This window comes from Streptomyces glomeratus (assembly GCF_021462825.1).
In the GTDB taxonomy this organism is placed as follows: Bacteria; Actinomycetota; Actinomycetes; order Streptomycetales; family Streptomycetaceae; genus Streptomyces; species Streptomyces glomeratus.
On sequence record NZ_JAKEEB010000004.1, the window covers coordinates 57,082 to 73,120 of the forward strand.

General features: G+C 68.7%; 16 protein-coding genes. 9 read left to right on the top strand and 7 right to left on the bottom strand.

Going from position 1 to position 16,039, the window contains the following annotated elements; genetic code table 11:
• Window positions 1–303: 303 nt before the first annotated feature.
• From LZ604_RS06000 to LZ604_RS06010, 3 genes are all read right to left on the bottom strand, one after another.
• Window positions 304–1,281 (bottom strand): DUF6924 domain-containing protein, encoded by a 978-nt coding sequence (locus LZ604_RS06000; protein WP_234513178.1) that lies wholly within the window; start codon window positions 1,279–1,281, stop codon window positions 304–306.
• Window positions 1,282–1,377: 96 nt separating this feature from the next.
• Window positions 1,378–2,406: a NucA/NucB deoxyribonuclease domain-containing protein gene (locus tag LZ604_RS06005; protein ID WP_234513179.1), complete on the bottom strand. Its 1,029-nt coding sequence runs from the start codon at window positions 2,404–2,406 to the stop codon at window positions 1,378–1,380.
• A gap of 97 nt (window positions 2,407–2,503) precedes the next feature.
• Window positions 2,504–3,220, bottom strand: coding sequence for a hypothetical protein (locus LZ604_RS06010; protein ID WP_234513181.1), 717 nt, complete (start codon window positions 3,218–3,220; stop codon window positions 2,504–2,506).
• A gap of 269 nt (window positions 3,221–3,489) precedes the next feature.
• Between LZ604_RS06010 and LZ604_RS06015 the strand changes: the two genes are divergently transcribed.
• From LZ604_RS06015 to LZ604_RS06025, 3 genes are all read left to right on the top strand, one after another.
• A complete protein-coding gene (locus LZ604_RS06015; protein WP_308283565.1) occupies window positions 3,490–3,837 on the top strand; it encodes a helix-turn-helix domain-containing protein in 348 nt (115 codons plus the stop codon).
• Window positions 3,838–4,223: 386 nt separating this feature from the next.
• Entirely contained in the window at window positions 4,224–6,089 is a 1,866-nt protein-coding gene (locus LZ604_RS06020) for a trypsin-like serine peptidase (RefSeq protein WP_234513183.1), read from the top strand.
• 28 nt (window positions 6,090–6,117) lie between these two features.
• Window positions 6,118–6,654: a hypothetical protein gene (locus tag LZ604_RS06025; RefSeq protein ID WP_234513186.1), complete on the top strand. Its 537-nt coding sequence runs from the start codon at window positions 6,118–6,120 to the stop codon at window positions 6,652–6,654.
• Window positions 6,655–6,697: 43 nt separating this feature from the next.
• Here LZ604_RS06025 and LZ604_RS06030 read toward each other — a convergent pair whose 3' ends face one another.
• Window positions 6,698–7,183: a DUF3515 family protein gene (locus LZ604_RS06030; protein ID WP_267971018.1), complete on the bottom strand. Its 486-nt coding sequence runs from the start codon at window positions 7,181–7,183 to the stop codon at window positions 6,698–6,700.
• A 201-nt stretch (window positions 7,184–7,384) separates the two neighbouring features.
• On the opposite strand from LZ604_RS06030, the gene LZ604_RS06035 reads away from it, so the two are divergent.
• The 4 genes from LZ604_RS06035 (at window position 7,385) to LZ604_RS06050 (ending at window position 10,524) form a co-directional block, all read left to right on the top strand.
• Window positions 7,385–7,900: an RICIN domain-containing protein gene (locus LZ604_RS06035; protein WP_234513189.1), complete on the top strand. Its 516-nt coding sequence runs from the start codon at window positions 7,385–7,387 to the stop codon at window positions 7,898–7,900.
• Window positions 7,901–8,039: 139 nt separating this feature from the next.
• Window positions 8,040–9,254, top strand: coding sequence for a hypothetical protein (locus LZ604_RS06040; RefSeq protein ID WP_234513190.1), 1,215 nt, complete (start codon window positions 8,040–8,042; stop codon window positions 9,252–9,254).
• Between the two features lie 99 nt (window positions 9,255–9,353).
• Window positions 9,354–9,830, top strand: coding sequence for a hypothetical protein (locus LZ604_RS06045; protein ID WP_234513191.1), 477 nt, complete (start codon window positions 9,354–9,356; stop codon window positions 9,828–9,830).
• A 100-nt stretch (window positions 9,831–9,930) separates the two neighbouring features.
• Window positions 9,931–10,524: a TlpA family protein disulfide reductase gene (locus LZ604_RS06050; protein WP_234513192.1), complete on the top strand. Its 594-nt coding sequence runs from the start codon at window positions 9,931–9,933 to the stop codon at window positions 10,522–10,524.
• Between the two features lie 75 nt (window positions 10,525–10,599).
• Here the strand turns inward: LZ604_RS06050 and LZ604_RS06055 are convergent, their stop codons facing one another.
• Both LZ604_RS06055 and LZ604_RS06060 read right to left on the bottom strand, forming a co-directional pair.
• Entirely contained in the window at window positions 10,600–10,836 is a 237-nt protein-coding gene (locus tag LZ604_RS06055; RefSeq protein ID WP_234513193.1) for a hypothetical protein, read from the bottom strand.
• A gap of 168 nt (window positions 10,837–11,004) precedes the next feature.
• Window positions 11,005–13,311, bottom strand: a complete 2,307-nt coding sequence (locus LZ604_RS06060) for a SpoIIE family protein phosphatase (protein ID WP_234513194.1) — start codon at window positions 13,309–13,311, stop codon at window positions 11,005–11,007.
• A 409-nt stretch (window positions 13,312–13,720) separates the two neighbouring features.
• Here LZ604_RS06060 and LZ604_RS06065 point away from each other — a divergent pair, with 409 nt between their 5' ends.
• Complete coding sequence (locus LZ604_RS06065; protein ID WP_234513196.1) at window positions 13,721–13,894, top strand: hypothetical protein; 174 nt, start codon at window positions 13,721–13,723, stop codon at window positions 13,892–13,894.
• A gap of 24 nt (window positions 13,895–13,918) precedes the next feature.
• Window positions 13,919–14,641: a DUF2637 domain-containing protein gene (locus tag LZ604_RS06070; protein ID WP_234513198.1), complete on the top strand. Its 723-nt coding sequence runs from the start codon at window positions 13,919–13,921 to the stop codon at window positions 14,639–14,641.
• A 97-nt stretch (window positions 14,642–14,738) separates the two neighbouring features.
• Here the strand turns inward: LZ604_RS06070 and LZ604_RS06075 are convergent, their stop codons facing one another.
• Window positions 14,739–15,935 carry a PP2C family protein-serine/threonine phosphatase gene (locus tag LZ604_RS06075; RefSeq protein WP_267971019.1) on the bottom strand — a complete coding sequence of 399 codons (1,197 nt, stop codon included), beginning with the start codon at window positions 15,933–15,935 and terminating at the stop codon, window positions 14,739–14,741.
• Window positions 15,936–16,039 lie beyond the last annotated feature (104 nt).

Sequence of the window (16,039 nt, forward strand, 5' to 3'; positions counted from 1 at the left end):
GCAGGACAGGGATTGTCATGAATCAGGGGCGTTTCTTCCCCGGAGGAGCCACCTGTTGAGTGCGTCGAAGGATCACCACATCACGTGCCACGACCGGGTGCCACTTGCCGGGACTGCTCCATGCGGCCAGGGCGTCGACGCCGAGAGCGACCGGGGATGGGCGTCCGAAGCCGGCTCGCGGCAGCGAGCACGGCTCCGTCCTGGGCGTCTGCCGGTGGGTGGTCGAGCGGACCACTGCCCGGCTGCACGGCTTCCGCCCGCTACGCGCGCGCTGGGAACGACGAGCGGGCATCCGCGGTTGCGTCACCCCGTGTAGACGCCGTCTTCGCCCGCGTCACGGGACCACTCGAAGAAGCTGGTGTTCCCCAGTTCCATGTTGACCACGAAGCTCTCCAGATGAGCGGTCGTGATCCTGAACGACGCGGCGGGCTCGCCCGGCGGGTTGTCGACGGCCAGGAGAGGGAAGTCACCCGCGGCAAGGGCCCGTTCGTCCGCGACCAGAAGAACCGGGTGATAGGGCCAGTCGTCCTCGTCACGGTCCACCAGGCTGCGCAGCTGCTCCCCGCTCAGCCCCTCGTACGCACGCTCGTCGACGGCCGTCACATCGATGCAGTCGCCCCCCTCGCCGCCCTTGCCGATGAAGCCGAGCAACGCCTGCCACGCGCCGGGTTCGGTGAAGCAGGTACGGACGAGCACGATCCCGCCGCTTCCGGCACGGATCTGCGGAGCGTCGACCTCCGGGCTGTAGGCAGAGCTGGTCGGGCCGGTGTACCCGGCGGCGGGAAGCCCGGGGTATCCGCTGCTCTTGTGGACCTCCTCAGGCCTGGCGGCGGCCTTCCAGACCTGCACCAGGTACGTTTCGGGCGCGGGGTTTGTCCTGCTCGGCCGGGGACGGCGCGGAAGCGCCGCGTCCTTCGCCCCTGCCCGGCCTCGCGCATGGACGCGGAGCCGGTAGGTCCCCGGGCCGTCGAAGGCCAGGTTGGTGGTGAGTGCCTTGTCGTAGCTGCCGATGAAGGCCTGCCCGCGGGCGAAGTCGGCCGAGACGTCGAGTACGTCGTCCCAATCCGCCGCGTCCAGAGCGGGAGGCTCCGGGCAGATCTGAACGGTCACGTGGCACCAGCCGCGTTCGAAGCCGGTCAGGATGGTGCCGAAGTCCTGGTGGAAGCCGACGATCCCGTTGGTGATGTCGGAGTGCTCGGGGAACGCCATGATCCCCTCACACTGAGGATCGATCTGCAGATCGTGGTCTTCCACGTAGAGGTCTGCGGTCTCAGTCGTCACGCCTGCTTCAACTCCGTCTCGTCGTCCCCGGATACGAGGCACGGGTGCCACCCCGGAGAGGGGCGGCACCCAGGCTACTGACGCGGTGTGACGTTCCTACTTGATACGTACGTAGTAGGCGTCATTGCCGAGAACGCGCTGGCTCTTGTAGAAGCCGCCGAGGCGGGCGCCGGCACTGCGGTTGTCGCTCGCGGATATCACGCGGATGCTGCCTCGGCGCGGGTTGCCGCCCTCCTTCGTCGCGGCGAAGGGGTACTCGTCGCAGTCCTTGCCGCTCGGCGCGTGGGTGCGCCCGCACATGGCCCGGCGGTGCTTGTCGATGGTCTTCTCGTCGGTGATGCGGTGCAGCGGCGTGGAGGCACCCGGGTGCCCCGTGATCGCCCTCTGCGCGTCGAGGATGTGCTTCGCGGACTCCTTCACCTTGGAGTCGGACCGGGACAGGCTGAAGACGGGCGCGTAGCCGGGGAAGACGCAGCCCGGGTTCTTCACCCGCTTGGTGTCGTCCCGCGACCAGAAGGTGTCGTCACAGCGGAACTTGGCGGACTTGTAGCCGCCCGTACCGATGGTGTAGCCGGGCTTGGTGAAGGTGAACCGGTAGGAGGCCGGGTTGCTGAGCTGCTTGTGCTTCTTCACGCTGGCCGAGTAGCTGACCGAGCCCTTGTGAGCCGGTCCCAGCCTGGATCCCTGCGGGAACTTCACGCTGGTCTTCACGCCCTTGCCGGCGCCGACCGAAACGCTGACGCTGATCCCGGAGGCATTGACGAGCCTGGCCTTGCCGACGGTGAAGCTCTCACCCCATTTCAGCTTGTTCGTCTTCAGCGTCATGGAGTGCTTGACCTCGAAGGTGGCGCTGCCGACCGGCCTGCCGTTGCGCAGCACATCCACGCGGGCGTTGACGTCCAGGCACATGCTGGTGCGGGTGATGGTGATGTAGCCGATCTTGCAGAGGACCCCGGCCGCGTCGACGTGAGCGGTCTTCACGGCGTCGACCTTCATCGCGCTGAGCGCGTTCACTGCGGCAGACGGCTGAGCGGTCGCGGGGTGGGCGGCCGTCAGTCCACCGACGAGCAGGGCCGCCCCGGTGACACCGAGCAGTCCGGTTTTCATCCGCGTACGCAGATTCATTCCGTTCTTCCTTCGCCTAGATGGTGCGGAACAGGAACGGGTCGCGGCACCACGGTGACCAGCGGGCGCCGGGCCCCCTCACAGGGGGAGGTGAGGACTAGACGTTGGCGAGAGACGCCACGAAGGAACGATTCGTCTTGACGACGACAGCCGCCGCGCCTTGCTCCTTGACGACCTTCTTCGCACCGAATGCCCTCACCTGGGGCTTGGCCGTCCAGGTGACCGAACCACGGGTGACGGCGCCCTTGGACGCGGCACGGGTCGGACCGGCGGTGATCGCGATGGCCGCGTTCACGTTCTTCAGGTGGGCCTTCGTTACGGCCTTCTTCGACCTGCCCTCGCCCTGGGTGGCGCCCTTGACCGTGATGGTCTCGGTGGTCACCGGGATGTCGAAGATCCGCTCCTGCACGGAGAAGCGCACCGTCAGCGTCCCGGCATCGTCCTTGGCGATACGGGCGGTGACGTCGGTGACGAATTCGACGTCCTCGTTGTACGGGTCGACGATGTGCAGCGACCGGCCGAAGCCGCCCTCGACCTGGTTGCGAAGCGCCTCGTAGACCTTCCGGTCCTCCAGGTGGCGCAGGAACTTCCGCTGCTGCGCCGGCGTCAGCTTGGCGAACTTCGCGGCCGTCTCACGGCCGCCCTTCGCCCAGTTCTTCTTCAGGTACGCCTTGTAGGAGCCGACGGTGAGGTGAGCGGGCTTCTGTGCGGCGGCCTGCACGCTCACCACGGTGTCGGTCCGGGCGGGCTGCGCCTGCGCGGCAGCCGGGGCCAGGACGGCGATACCGGCAGCGGTCGCGACAGCGGCGGCCATGCGCCCCATGGTGCGATTGCTCACAGTGTTCCCCTCGTTGCTTCCCTGTGGCCGTCAGGCAGCCTAGGAACTCGAACACTTGAGGGACATTGTCTCTTCAGGCAACGCACCAACAGACCCCTCACCTTTGGGCAACGTCCCACCCGGCTGGGGAAGTTGGGGAGGGTTAAAAGCGTGAGCGACGAGTTACGGACGGGTAGGTTGGTGTTCGGTCACAGCCAACCAGACCACGGGGGTCTGCTGGAACGCTGCGACCAGGAAGGGCCGACATGTCCAAACGGTCCGACGCCGGAGACACGACCTGCCCCTACCGGCGCACCGGGTACAGCCCCGAGCCCCGCGTCTGGCGGCTGGAGAGCCTGACCGCAAGAGAAAAAGAGGTTTTCCTGCTGCTGGGAACGGGGCAGGGCAACCGTGAGCTCGCACGGGAACTGGGGATCGCAGAACGCACGGTGAAGGCGCACATCGCAAACATCGTGGCAAAGCTGGGAGAGCGGACACGTACACAGGCCGCGATCGTCTCCGCCCTGGCCCACGGATCACTGTGCACCGACCCGATGTGCTCGCGGCGCCTCGGTCAAATCCCAAGACAGCGGCGCGCACCGTCTGTCGCGTGAGGCGGTGAACAACCACCTCCGCTGACACGACGCCCGGCCGACACGCCGGTTCCGGGCCGGTGCCACCGTGATCGCATCACCGGCCCGGAACCGGCACTGCCGCCCAGCTGCACCACGGCGAAGGCCTGCCCGCCGGCGGAGCCCGGCTTCCACGCGACGCCCTTCTCTCTCCGCCCAAGCCTCCGTCAGGTCCGACGAAGCCACGGGTTCCACGTGGCGATCAGCGGTTTCGTCTCGTTGGCCTTCGTTTCGGCAGCACGCTCTTCGCGCTGCTTCCCACTGCGCCGCCTGACGGGGATGGGGCGGAGTCCTGGCTGCTGAGCCGGCACAGCGTGCCTGTACAGCCCCGGCAGCATTCCAAGTGCGCCATACACATTGAGGAACACATGCGTTTCACCCACATACGCAAGCTACTGACGTCAGCCGGTGTGCTCGTTCTGGCGACCGCCACGCCCGCCACCGCGCACACCCCCCATCCGGTCGCCACCGCGCACGCATCGGTCACGGCCGCCGCTGCCACCCGCACCGCGCCGTCGGTGCCCTCCGCAGACGGTGCGGGCGCGGCCGGCCAGTGGACGAGTGAAGCGGCCGAGAGGTTCTGGACACCCCGGCGGATGGCCGCAGCCACGCCGGACTCCCCCCGCTCCGAGGCACCCGCCGGCTGGAAGCCCTCATCCCTGTCAGGCCTGGCTGCCGCCAAGAACGGCCACTACTTCGCGGGTGTCCCCACCGTGGGCACCTTCTTCCACTACGTCAGGGACCCCGCCACCGACAGACTGGTGGGGCGCTTCTGCTCGGCCGGCGTCGTCGACAGCCCGCAGGGCAACGTCATCCTGACCGCCGCTCACTGCTCGGGCGGCACCAAGGGCATGTTCGTGCCCCGCTACGACGGCGCGTCGAAGAAGCCGACCCCCTACGGCCGTTTCCCGGTGCAGAAGTGGGTTCGCGACTCCCGCTGGTACCGCGCGGGGAAGGAACCCACCCGGGACGCCTACTCCGACTTCGACTACGCCTTCGCCCGGGTCGGCACCAACAGCCACCGCCAGAGCGTGCAGAAGGCCGTCGGCGCCGCCCTCAAGCTCGGCCAGGTGGGCGGCCGCTACCACCAGACGGTGACCGTCGTCGGCTATCCGGGAAGCCACAACCCGAAGAACCGTCCGATCATCTGCCCCGGCGTCGCGACCCGGCAGCTTCCCGGCTACCGGCAGATGCGCATGGAGTGCGGCGGCTTCTACGGCGGCACCTCCGGAAGTCCGTGGATCACCGGCCTGAACAGCAGGACCGGCAGCGGAACCGTGATCGGCAACCTCGGCGGCTACTACGGCGGCGGCCTGGAGAACAACAGCGACCGCATCTCCTTCGCCGTCACGTACGACAAGCGGGCTCTCGAGATCTACGACGCCGCGAAGAACAACCGCGACCCGCGCCAGTACCCGCGCGGCTACAGCATGTACCCCACCGGCGGGGGCCTGTGGACCCACGCCAGGAAGATGGCCTCCGGTGACTACACCGGCGACGGCAGGACCGACATGATCGTGGTCTGGTCCGATGGCGAGGTCACCCTCTACATCGGCAACGGCCAGGGCGGATTCTCCGGCGAGAAGAGGATCACGAAGTCCTCCACCTGGAAGGACGCCATGGTCGTCACCGGCGGAGACTTCAGCGGCAACGACGCCTCCGACCTCATCGTGGTCTGGGTGGACGGCGAGGTCACCCTCTACACCGGCAGCGGCCACGGCGACTTCGCCAAGGAAACCCAGCTTCAAAAGCCCAACAAGACCTGGAGGAACGCCACCCAGATCACCGCCGGACGGTACAGCTCCAACAAGTGGACCGACGACGTCATGGTCCGCTGGGTCGACGGGGAAGTGTCCCTCTACACCGACGTCGACGGCCGCGGCTTCCTCCACGAGCACAAGCTCAAGGACCCCAACAAGACCTGGACGCACGCCACCATCCTTGCCGCCGGCAACTTCACCGGCGGCGCCAACTGGGACGTGATAGTGCGCTGGTCGGACGGCGAACTCTCCCTCTACCGCGACGCCGGCGCCTCCAGTGTCGGAACGGAGACCCAGCTGAAGTCCTCTAACAAGCTGTGGACCCACGCCTCCGTCATGACAGCCGGCTCCTACACCCAGGGGCAGCCCAACGACCTCCTCGTGCGCTGGTCGGACGGCGAGACCACCCTCTACACCGACACCACCACCACCCTCGGCCGTGAACACATGCTCGTCGCGCCCAAGGCCGGCTAACCCCTCCCAGGAAGGCGAGGTACCCGCGATGTACCTGCGCACAGCAGCAGCCACCCTCACCGCGACGATCATCGGCCTTACGAGCTCCCACGCAGCCTTTGCGGCGGACGGTCCGGGCCTGAGCGTCAGCGTCCGCGAAAACGACAGCGACAGCGACGGGGACGGTCCTCTTCAGCAGGGCGCACCCATCGTGGTCACCTCCGACGTAGACCTGACCTCCCTGGCCGCGGACGGAAACGGCAGCTTCACCGTGAAGTCCCCTGCGTTCACCAAGGCCGTCACCGTCGGGTTGCTCAAGAACAGTTTCGGGCAGGGCAACGGCACCATCCGCTGCGACATCAAGGCGGGAAGCTACCCCGTCGACATCGCCGGACACCACGACGGACTGACCGGCAGCCAGGGGCACCTGACCATCACCGTCAAGAGCGACGACCACCGGTACTGCACGCAGGCGGCCGGCTCTTCCGGCAACACCGGCACCGTTGCCGCCGTCGGGGGAGGCGTGGTACTCCTCGCCGCCGCCGGGTACACCGTCGCGCGACGCCGGAGGACCAAGGGCGCCTGAGGGCGGCCGGGCCCGCACGTCCCATCAGCGGGCCCGGCGCCGGTCACTGTGCGTCCAGGCAACGGCCGGACTTCGGCACCCCCGCCACCAGATGCGACAGTTCCACGATCGCCTCATCCGCCCGCACTTCACGAGCGCGGATCGCAACCTGGGTCGCCGGCGTACGGCCGAACGTCACAATGACCTTCCGGTCCGGCGTCGACTGCCGCTCGTCGATCACCCAGTCCACCCCGTTCGCCTCGAAACACGGATCCTTCGTCGCCCCCGGCGAGTTGACACCACAGCGCAGGATCACCTGCTGGCTGCCCCACACCACGACACCCTCGAGACCCACAGACCGGCGCTCTTTGCCCGCCAGCAGGCCAGGCGCCTTTCGAGTGACCTCCCGGCAGTGCGTATCCCCCGCACCCGCGGCAGCCGTGAGACCCCGCGCCGGATCGTCCAGCAGATGGGTCGTCACCGCTCCCCCCACGGCCAGAACGACAATGCCGCAGACGGCAGCCAAAGTCAGACGGCTCAAACGCGTCATAAATGAAAGTCGTCTTCCCCGTGAGTGAGACAAATACTCGGGCCACCGTAGGCCACCGAATCCGACGGCCACACACCGGGTGTACCGACCCTCCCTCTTGGCTAATGCCCCATTGGACAACTCCCCAACGGACGTAGCGGGTATCTCGGTTCGCGTTTACGTTCGAGGCGCGTCATGTTGATCAAACGGGGAGGAAAACCAATGCGTAAGACAGCCGGATCACTGCTGCTCGCAGCCGTCGCGGCCGGAACGGTGACCGGGCTCACCGCACCGGCGGCCAGTGCCGCGCCCCAGGCCAGGGACCCCTACGCCCACACCCGCCTGGAGCGCGTCTGGGCGCCTGGTCACATCTGCCTCTCAATGGGCGGCAGCACCAAGAACAACGCCCAGGTCACCGTGGGCAAGTGTTCAAGGACCGACAAGACGCAGCGCTGGACCCTCCACCGGCTCTACAAGAACCAGTCGCTGTTCACCATCAAGAACGACAAGTCGGGCAAGTGCCTGAACGTCGACAACAAGAGCCGCATCGTCCAGTACACCTGCCATTCCGGCTGGAAGGCGCAGCGCTGGATGCTGGGCGGTTCGCAGATCTGGAGCCAGGCCCGCAACGGCAAGGTCATCGCATCGAACTCCACGAAGGCGGGCTCGCACCCCTACCTGGAGAAGTCCGGAGACTCGAACGCGGCCCGCGGACGCCAGGAGTGGGGCCTGTCCTGACCCCGCCCGGGATGCGGCTTCCGGGGATGTGGACGCCCTGCGTAACGCCCGGAAGCCGCGCCCGGCTCGCCACCAGGCCTCCAACACCACCCCGCCGGCAGGCACGTTGGGGCCGCCGCTCGATCCAAGGAGTCGTTTCTTGAACGTCACACGCACACTGGGACGCTGGAGCGCGGCAGCCGCGCTTCCCGTCGCCCTTCTCGCCACCACGGTGGCCAACGACGGATCCATCGCCGCAGCCGCCCCTGCGCCGAAAGAGGCCGCGTTCGTCCTCAACGCCACCACCGGCAGCTTCATCACCGGCAAGACCGCCCTCGCCGCCGGCGGTGTGCACACGGTGAAGAGCTACACCGGTCAGGCCACCGACAGCCAGATCCTCGCTGCCGGCTCACAGCACGTGATCGCCGACGTCACCCTCGCCCACTCGCCCAACCAGGCCGAGCGCGCCGCCTGGGCCGCCTCCTCCAAGTTCGTCGACCTGTCGTGGCCCGACCTCGGCGCCAAGACCTACACCGTCATCCGTGACGGCAAGGTGATCGCCACGACCTCCGGACACAGCCTCCGCGACACTGCGATCACTCCCGGCTCCGAGCCCTCCTACCAGATCAGCGGTGACGCAAAGGGCCTCGGCCACACCTGGGGCCTGAACGTCACCGTCCCCACCGGCGACACCTCCACGGCGCTCGCCCAGACCGCCCAGAAGGTCGAGGCCAAGGCGAAGAAGTACACCAAGACCGTGGTGACCTGGCGGTCCTTCATCCGGCAGAGCTGGGTGACCGTCCCCAGCTACATCAGCAAGGTCGCCGGCTGCAAGTACGGCAGCGCCTACAAGTACAAGGGCGACGGCCGCGGCTTCTCCAAGGCCGTCTCCGGCACCTCCTTCCGCGCCGGTGTCCGCGGCGTCGTGTACTGGACGAAGTCGTCCTACGACCTCTTCCCCGAGACCGGCTGGACGAAGGTCTACAACAAGAAGGGGAAGCTGATCGACAAGCGGAAGGCGTCGACCAAGAAGATCGACTTCCGCACCATGACCCGGTTCGACGGCAAGACCCGTGCCGTCCACGGGCAGATCGAAGCCACCGACCCGTTCTGCCCCAAGTCGGGCATCCGCCGCGCCGGCATCGGCGTCTTCTACGACGCCCGGCTCGCCCGCAACGGCGACTTCTACGTGTCCGGTAAGGCCCGCCCCGCCCCGGACCACGAGATGTACCTCTTCGGCTACACCAGCGGCAACAAGCACTCCGCCAAGACCGTCTACCAGCACAAGATGAGCACCAAGAAGTTCAGCGGCCTGGAGTGCCTCTTCGCCCGCGCCTGCGAACCGAGCACCATCTCCAACAACGGCGGCTACTAGCAGGCTCTTTGGGCCGGGTGCCCCTGGCGGCGGTCTCCCGCGGTGAGGGTGGGATGATGGTCCTGCCGCCGGCCCTGACAGGGGCTCGAAAGGAGCGCCATGATGTTCACTCCCTGGCGTAGCGCCCTTGCCTACGCCGCATGGGTCACCCTGATCTCATGGCTCACCGGCACCGTGGTGCTGACCGCGGAATCGCTCGCCTTCGGGGACAACCTCGGGCCCACCGGCCCGGAGCCGCTCATGTGGTGCAGGGACCAGGCCGTCTTCCTGGTCACCTGCACCACACTGCTCACCCTGAGCCGCCGCCTGCTTTCCCCGCTGCCGCGCTGGAGGACCGTCCTCATCGACGGAAGCCTCTACATGCTGGCCCTCGGTATCGCCGGCGCCGCCCCCTACGGCAGCGTCAGCCCGGGAGAACTGCTGGACGCGGCGGCCCTGTACTCCTTCTTCGGCCTGTTCACGCTCCAGCTCCCCACCGCCTGGTGCCTGTCCGCCTGGCGGTCCGGCAAGCTCGACGCCGTGCTGAAGAAGCGCTACACGATCGACGACGAAGAGCAGGCGACCCCGGCCATGTGAGCACCGTCCCACCGGCCCTGCCGGCGCCCGCCGGCGGCCGGGCGGGCCGGTTCACCGCCCCCCTCTCCTCGCAACCAGAAAGGGTCGCTTCCTCACCCCCATGAAACCCACCAAAGCCGCAGGCATCGCCCTGGCTCTCCTGATGCTGTCAGGCTGCGCGACCGCCCATCTCGACGACGGCCAAGCTCCCCGCACGCTGCACACGTACGCCCCCGCCGACCGCAAGGCGATGCCCGACCTGGCGGGCACGGCGATCGACGGCCGCCCGATCGCCGTTCACGACTACCGGGGCAACGTGCTCGTCATCAACACCTGGGCCTCCTGGTGTGGCCCCTGCCGCGCCGAGGCCTCCGACCTCTCTGCCGTCCACACCGCCTTCCACTCACGCGGCGTGAGGGTCATGGGCGTCGACGCCGACGCCTCCCGAGAAGTCGGAGCATCCTTCGCCCGCCGGCACAAGGTCGCCTACCGCAGCCTCCACGACCCGAGGTCCGTCGAACTCCTGCGCATCCCCAAAGGCCTCGTCAATCCGCAGGCGTACCCCTACACGCTAGTCGTCGACCGCCAGGGCAGGATCGCGGCGGCCCGCATGGGTCAGATCAGCCGCTCCGAACTGACCGCTCTGATCGAGCCGTTGCTGGGATCACCGTCCCGGCCGACTGCCGGCCGCACAGGCATGTCCCGAACCGGGTGAGCGTCACGGGCTCCGGTGAAGGGTCCGGGAAGCGATGCCTTCACCTGCCTTGGTGCCGTTGGCTCCGCGCCACGCTCATCGAATGAGGTGCACGGTGGCGTCCGTGTCCGTGGCGTTGATGTCGACGCTGTGGACGTACCCGCGCGCGGTGCGATGGGTGGTCTGGGTGGACCTGGCCAGCAGACGGAAGACCTCCTCGTGCCCGTTCTGCAACCCCCGGCCGCTGCCGGCGGCCGTGGCAGGCGAAGCGCAGGCAAGGGCGACGGCCGTGCCGACGGCTGCCCCGAGGGAGCGGTGCTTGATCGAGCCCATGTCCGGACCTCCTGGGCAGCGGCTGAAAGGGAGCATCCCTGCTCGCTTTTCTGACGTCACCGAACGGATCCAGCGTGACCGCACCGGGCCGCGAGGCGCCCGAAGGCATCCGAGTGATGCATGCGGAGCCGAGATGCGGGCCGGCCGCCCCCCTGCCTCGGTGCGCTGTCAGAGCGGCGGCGCGTCGGGCATCCCCGTGGCTTGCTCCGCCCAAACGGTCTTCCCCTGGTCCCAGTAGCGGGCACCCCACTGGGCCGCGAGAGTCGCGATGATGAACAGCCCCCGGCCCGTCTCGTCGACGGTACGGGCGTGCTTCACATGCGGGGCGCTGGTGGCGGCGTCGCTGACCTCGCTCGTCAGCGTCCGGTCGAGGATCAGGCGGAGTTGCAGGGGCGGAGCGCCGTAGCGGACGGCGTTGCCGACGAGTTCGCTGACGATGAGCTCATTGGTGAAGGCGGTCTCCTCGTCGATGCCCCAGGCTTCCAGCTGCTGCCGGGCCGCTGCACGGGCGATGGGTGCGGCCTTGGGATTCGCGGGCAGGGAGAGGGCCCGCACCCGCTCCGGAGGCAGGGCCTTCGTGCGGGCGAGCAGCATGAGCATCTCCTCGGCGTGTCGGCCGTTGGTGAGCGCTTCCGCGATCTCGTCGCACAGCTCCGGCAGAGGCCGCGTTCTGCCGCTGTCCAGCAGCGGGCGCAGCGGCCCCGAGAGAACCTCCTGCGCGAGCGAGACCGTACCCATCGCCAGCGTGGTGCCCTCCGGAAGGCTGACCGTTGTCGCGGGGAACGGGGCGTTGCCCGTTCCGGCCAGGAGAGGACCCGGGGGGACGGCCAGGTTGCACGACGTGCCGTCGGGGAAGAGGGCGAACGGCGCCGGGAGGCCGGCGCGGACGATGGTGCAGGTCAGATCGACCGGGTCGTAGACCGCGATGGCGCAGCCGGCGGTGAGCGGCTCATGACCCAGAGGATCCCCGGCGGGCAGTGCGGCGCGTTCGGCCGCGAGGCGGGCCGCGGTGTCGCTCAGGCGGGCCAGCAGCTCGTCGGGCCCCAGGTCCAAGGGAGCGAGCGAGTGGAGGGCCGTGCGCAGTTGTCCCATCGTGGTTGCCGCGGTGATGCCCCGTCCGGCGACCTCGCCGACGACCAGCGCGGTCCGTGCGCCGGGCAGCGTGATCGCGTCGAACCACGCGCCGCCGCCCTCCGGGCCGGGAAAGTGCATCTGGCAGATCTCCGCCGAGCTCGGAGTCGCCGGTTGCTGGGGAAGAAGCCTGCGCTGGACGGTTGCCGCGATGGTCCGCTCGCGACTGTAGCGGCGGGCGTTGTCGATGCAGAGAGCGGCGTGCGCGCACACGTCGGACGCCAGCTGGAGGTCCTCCTCCTCGAAGGGATCCTCTTGCCGGTGGCGGTAGAAGCTGACGACGCCCAGAGCGTGACCGTGCAGAGCCAGCGGTGACACGATCATGGAGTGGGCGCCGGACTGCCTGATGGAGTCGGCCCGGGCCGGGTCGGCGGCGAGCCACACGCTGTCCTCGTGGATCGGGACGAGGCGGGGGCGAAGGTCGGACAGCACGTGTGAGTAGGGAGTGCCCGAAGGCAGGGGGCGTACGTCTCCGACCGGATAGGCCGAGATACGTCCCCGGAAGGCCGTGCGGCGCAGGGGAACGAGTCGGTCGACGGGGACCAGCGGCGGTTCCTCTCCGCGGACGACGTCCTCGACCACCTCGACGACGACGATGCCCGCGAAGGCGGGCACCACCGTGTCCACCAGTTCCTGGCACACGGCCGGCACGTCCAGCCGCCGCCCCACCCGTGCGCGTACCGCGTCCAGCAGGGCCAGGCGTCTGTGTGCGTTCTCGCGCTCGGTGACGTCGATCGAGGATGCCACCAGACCCAGCACGCCCCCGCCGCAGTCCTCCAGGCGGACGTAGGAGACGGAGTAGATGCGGCGCTTGCGCACGTCCGGCGGCTCAATGTCCCGGACCAGCCGGTTCAGTACCGCCTGTCCGCTCTCCAGGACCCTGCGCGCCACCGCGAGCTCTTCCTCGGCGTCTTCGAATTCGTACGCCTCGGTGAAGCGCTTGCCGATCAGGTCGTCCGCCGGCACGTCACGCAGACCGCGGGCGGCGGTGTTCATACGGACCAGGCGCAGTTGATCGTCGAGGACGTGCAGTCCCACCGGGGACTGGGTGAACATGGCTCTGATGAGCGCCACGTCCTGTTGCCGTGAGAGGGCGTCCGCTACCGCGCGTACCTGCCAGACAACGGAGGATCCCCGCAACACCGGCTTGACCAGCACTGGAGCGGTATCCGGGAAACCTTCCCCGCGTCGTCCGCCGGCGGCGCCGGCCTCGCGCAGCAGGGCCGCGACGGACCGGCCGACGGCCTCCTCGGCGGACCATCCGAACAGCTCCTTGGCGCGATGGTGCCACTCGATCACCCGGCCGCCCTCATCGAGGTACATCAGCACGTCACGATCGGGCATTCGAAGGCACCTCCTCTCGCGTATCCGCGTCGTTCGCCCGCCGCGCACACCGGCGCAGAGCGCCCTTCCACCAGTTCAAGGCGTCGGGCGGTCCAGCGGCAACCCGGCAAAGCGCGGCGCCGGCCGGGAGCGGGGTCACGTACCGGCTGGACAGTGAACCGGTCGCCGAGGCGTCGAACCGGCGCTGCGGAGTCCGGGGAGGACTCCGTGAAACCGAACGCCTGTCGCAGGGGTCCACACCCCGCCGCGCCTGACGAGCAGGAAATGCTATTCACGGACATATACGGTTGGACGCCTATGGGGAATTAGGCCGAGCGGGTACTGTCATCCGACTGGATGAACGTTTCTTCATGGATTCATTCCCCCGAATGCCGGATAGCTTGGGCCGGTTGGCGCTCGTTAGGTGATCGTGACTTGGAACGAACCGGAAGATCAGACCCTGGCCGGAACCGGAGCCGTGTGGCGCGACTTGGCGGGTGGCGACTTGCGCGTCAAGGGTTGTTCAGACCTTCTTGAAGACTTCCTCAAGAAGATCGGTCAGATGGAGAGTGAATACCTTCGCGCTTTCAATGGATCGGCCTGAGCGAGGGCGCGGAGGAGCTAGAGAATGGACAGGCTTCCAGGCGAGCCAAGCCTCTACGACATTCAGTTCGCCCTGAGAACGGATTATGACGGGCTGGGGCAGCCCTCCTACAACGGCGATCCCCTCGACGCGCATCCCGTCTGGGGCGCCCCCGGCCCGGACATCGCGCCGAACGGCTGGGACCCGGACGAGGAACTGGCCCAGATGCTGTCCACCGTGACCGCCACGGCTCCCGCTCCGGCCGGCCTGGACGGGCAGCATCGCCACCGGAGCGACCGGCGGCGGCCCCGTCCGACGCCCCATGTGCTCGACAGCGGCCAGCCGGTCACCCCGATCACGATCCTGGTCGCCACCATCGCCGCGTGCTCGGTGGCCATGCTGGGGTGGTCCACCGCATATTCGTACAGTCAGCTGCGCGCCATCGCCGCGACGGTTCTTCCCTCGCCCCTGGCGCAGTGGTGGCCGCTGACGGTGTACGGGCCGTGGTTCGTCGCGGCCCTGTCCATTCTGCGCGCCGCCCTGTCGCACCGGACCGCCCGGCGGTCCTGGGGGGTCATCCTCCTCGCCTCCGCCGCTGCGGTGGCTCTGTGTGTCAGCCATTCCTCGCATTCCACGCTCTCGATGGTGATCGTCGGCATTCCGCCGATCACCGCCCTGGTGTGTTTTCGGGAACTCGTCGGCCAGGTGTCGTCCAAATACCGCCCGCGACATGCCGCGCACGGCAAGGAGCAGTCCGGCGCCGGCTGATCCGGACATGAGCACCGCGCCGGATTCCTCGCCCGCCGCACGTCCTGCCTCGGTTGGCGGGCGAGGGATCCGGCGCGGTGGCCGTGTCCGGTTCGGACTAGCGGGGGAATTCGGCCGGACCGGCCGAAGGCTCGGCGCGGAGGCGGAACGCCGCCAGGGCGGCGGTGTCGTCGTCGAGGCCGCCGCCGCTGAAGGCCATCAGGTCCCGGTGCAGACGGGCGAGGAGGTCCTGGGGCGGCAGGGAGTCCCACGAGCGGACACGCTCGAGGAGCGGGTAGAAGGCTCCGCTGGAATCGCGGGTCTCGGTTACGCCGTCGGTGTACAGCAGCAGTTGGTCGCCGGGGCGGAAGGGCGCCACGTCCACGTGGTAGCCGTTGCCGGCCATGACGCCGATGTTGATGGGCGGCGAGGGGTCGGCCGGCTCCAGCTCGGTGACCCCGTCGGGGCCGATGTACAGGGGCGGCGGATGGCCGCAGTTGACCAGGCGGACCACGGGCTCGTGGTCGGGGATCTCGGCGAACACCGCGGTGACGAAGCGTTCCGCGATTTCGCTTTCGTTGCCCTCGAGCTGTGCGGCCGTGCGGGTCATGCTCCGCTCGACTCGGCGCGCCACCCCGGCCAGATCGGGTTCGTCGTGGGCGGCCTCGCGGAACGCGCCGAGCATCGTCGCCGCCGTTTCCACCGCGACCAGGCCCTTGCCCCGCACATCGCCGATGAGCAGGCGGACACCGTACGCAGTGGAGACGGCTTCGTAGAGGTCACCGCCGATACGCGCCTCCGCGGCGGCGGACAGATAGAGGGTTTCGATGGAGATCCGGCCGAGGCGTCGGGGCACCGGGCGCAGTAACACCCGCTGCGCGGTCTCGGCGACGGAGCGCACGGTGGCGAGGGTGCGCTCCCGGCGCACCCGGCTGGCGGCCAGGAGCGTGCCGAGGATGCCGACGAGCGCGGTGGAGATGTAGCTGGCCACGTAGTGGCGCTCGCCGATGTATGCCACGGGACGGCCCGCACAGCACGGGGTGCCGGCCAGGAGGGCTTCGAACCCGACGGCGAAGACCGTGACGGCGGCGACGACGGCGGGACCGTGGGAGAAGGCGGCGATCACGGGGAGTGCGATGAGCAGGAAGCTCACCGGCCACTGCACGGGAGTGATCGGTTCGAGGATCAGGAGCCCGGCGACGTACATGGCCGGCAGCCAGCGCACCCATACGGGCGGTGCGGGCACGTGCAGGCCCGTGCTGCTCACCCGCGCCACCCTGCGGCTCTCGCTGCGGTGGGCGCCGGGCCACCTCATGGCGTGCTCCGGCGGACGCGGCCCGGCACCGGCTGCCCTGCGAAGACGGACCGGCGCAGGGTGGTGCGGCCCGGGTCCTGTCGGACGTTCCGGCGGATCCGCTC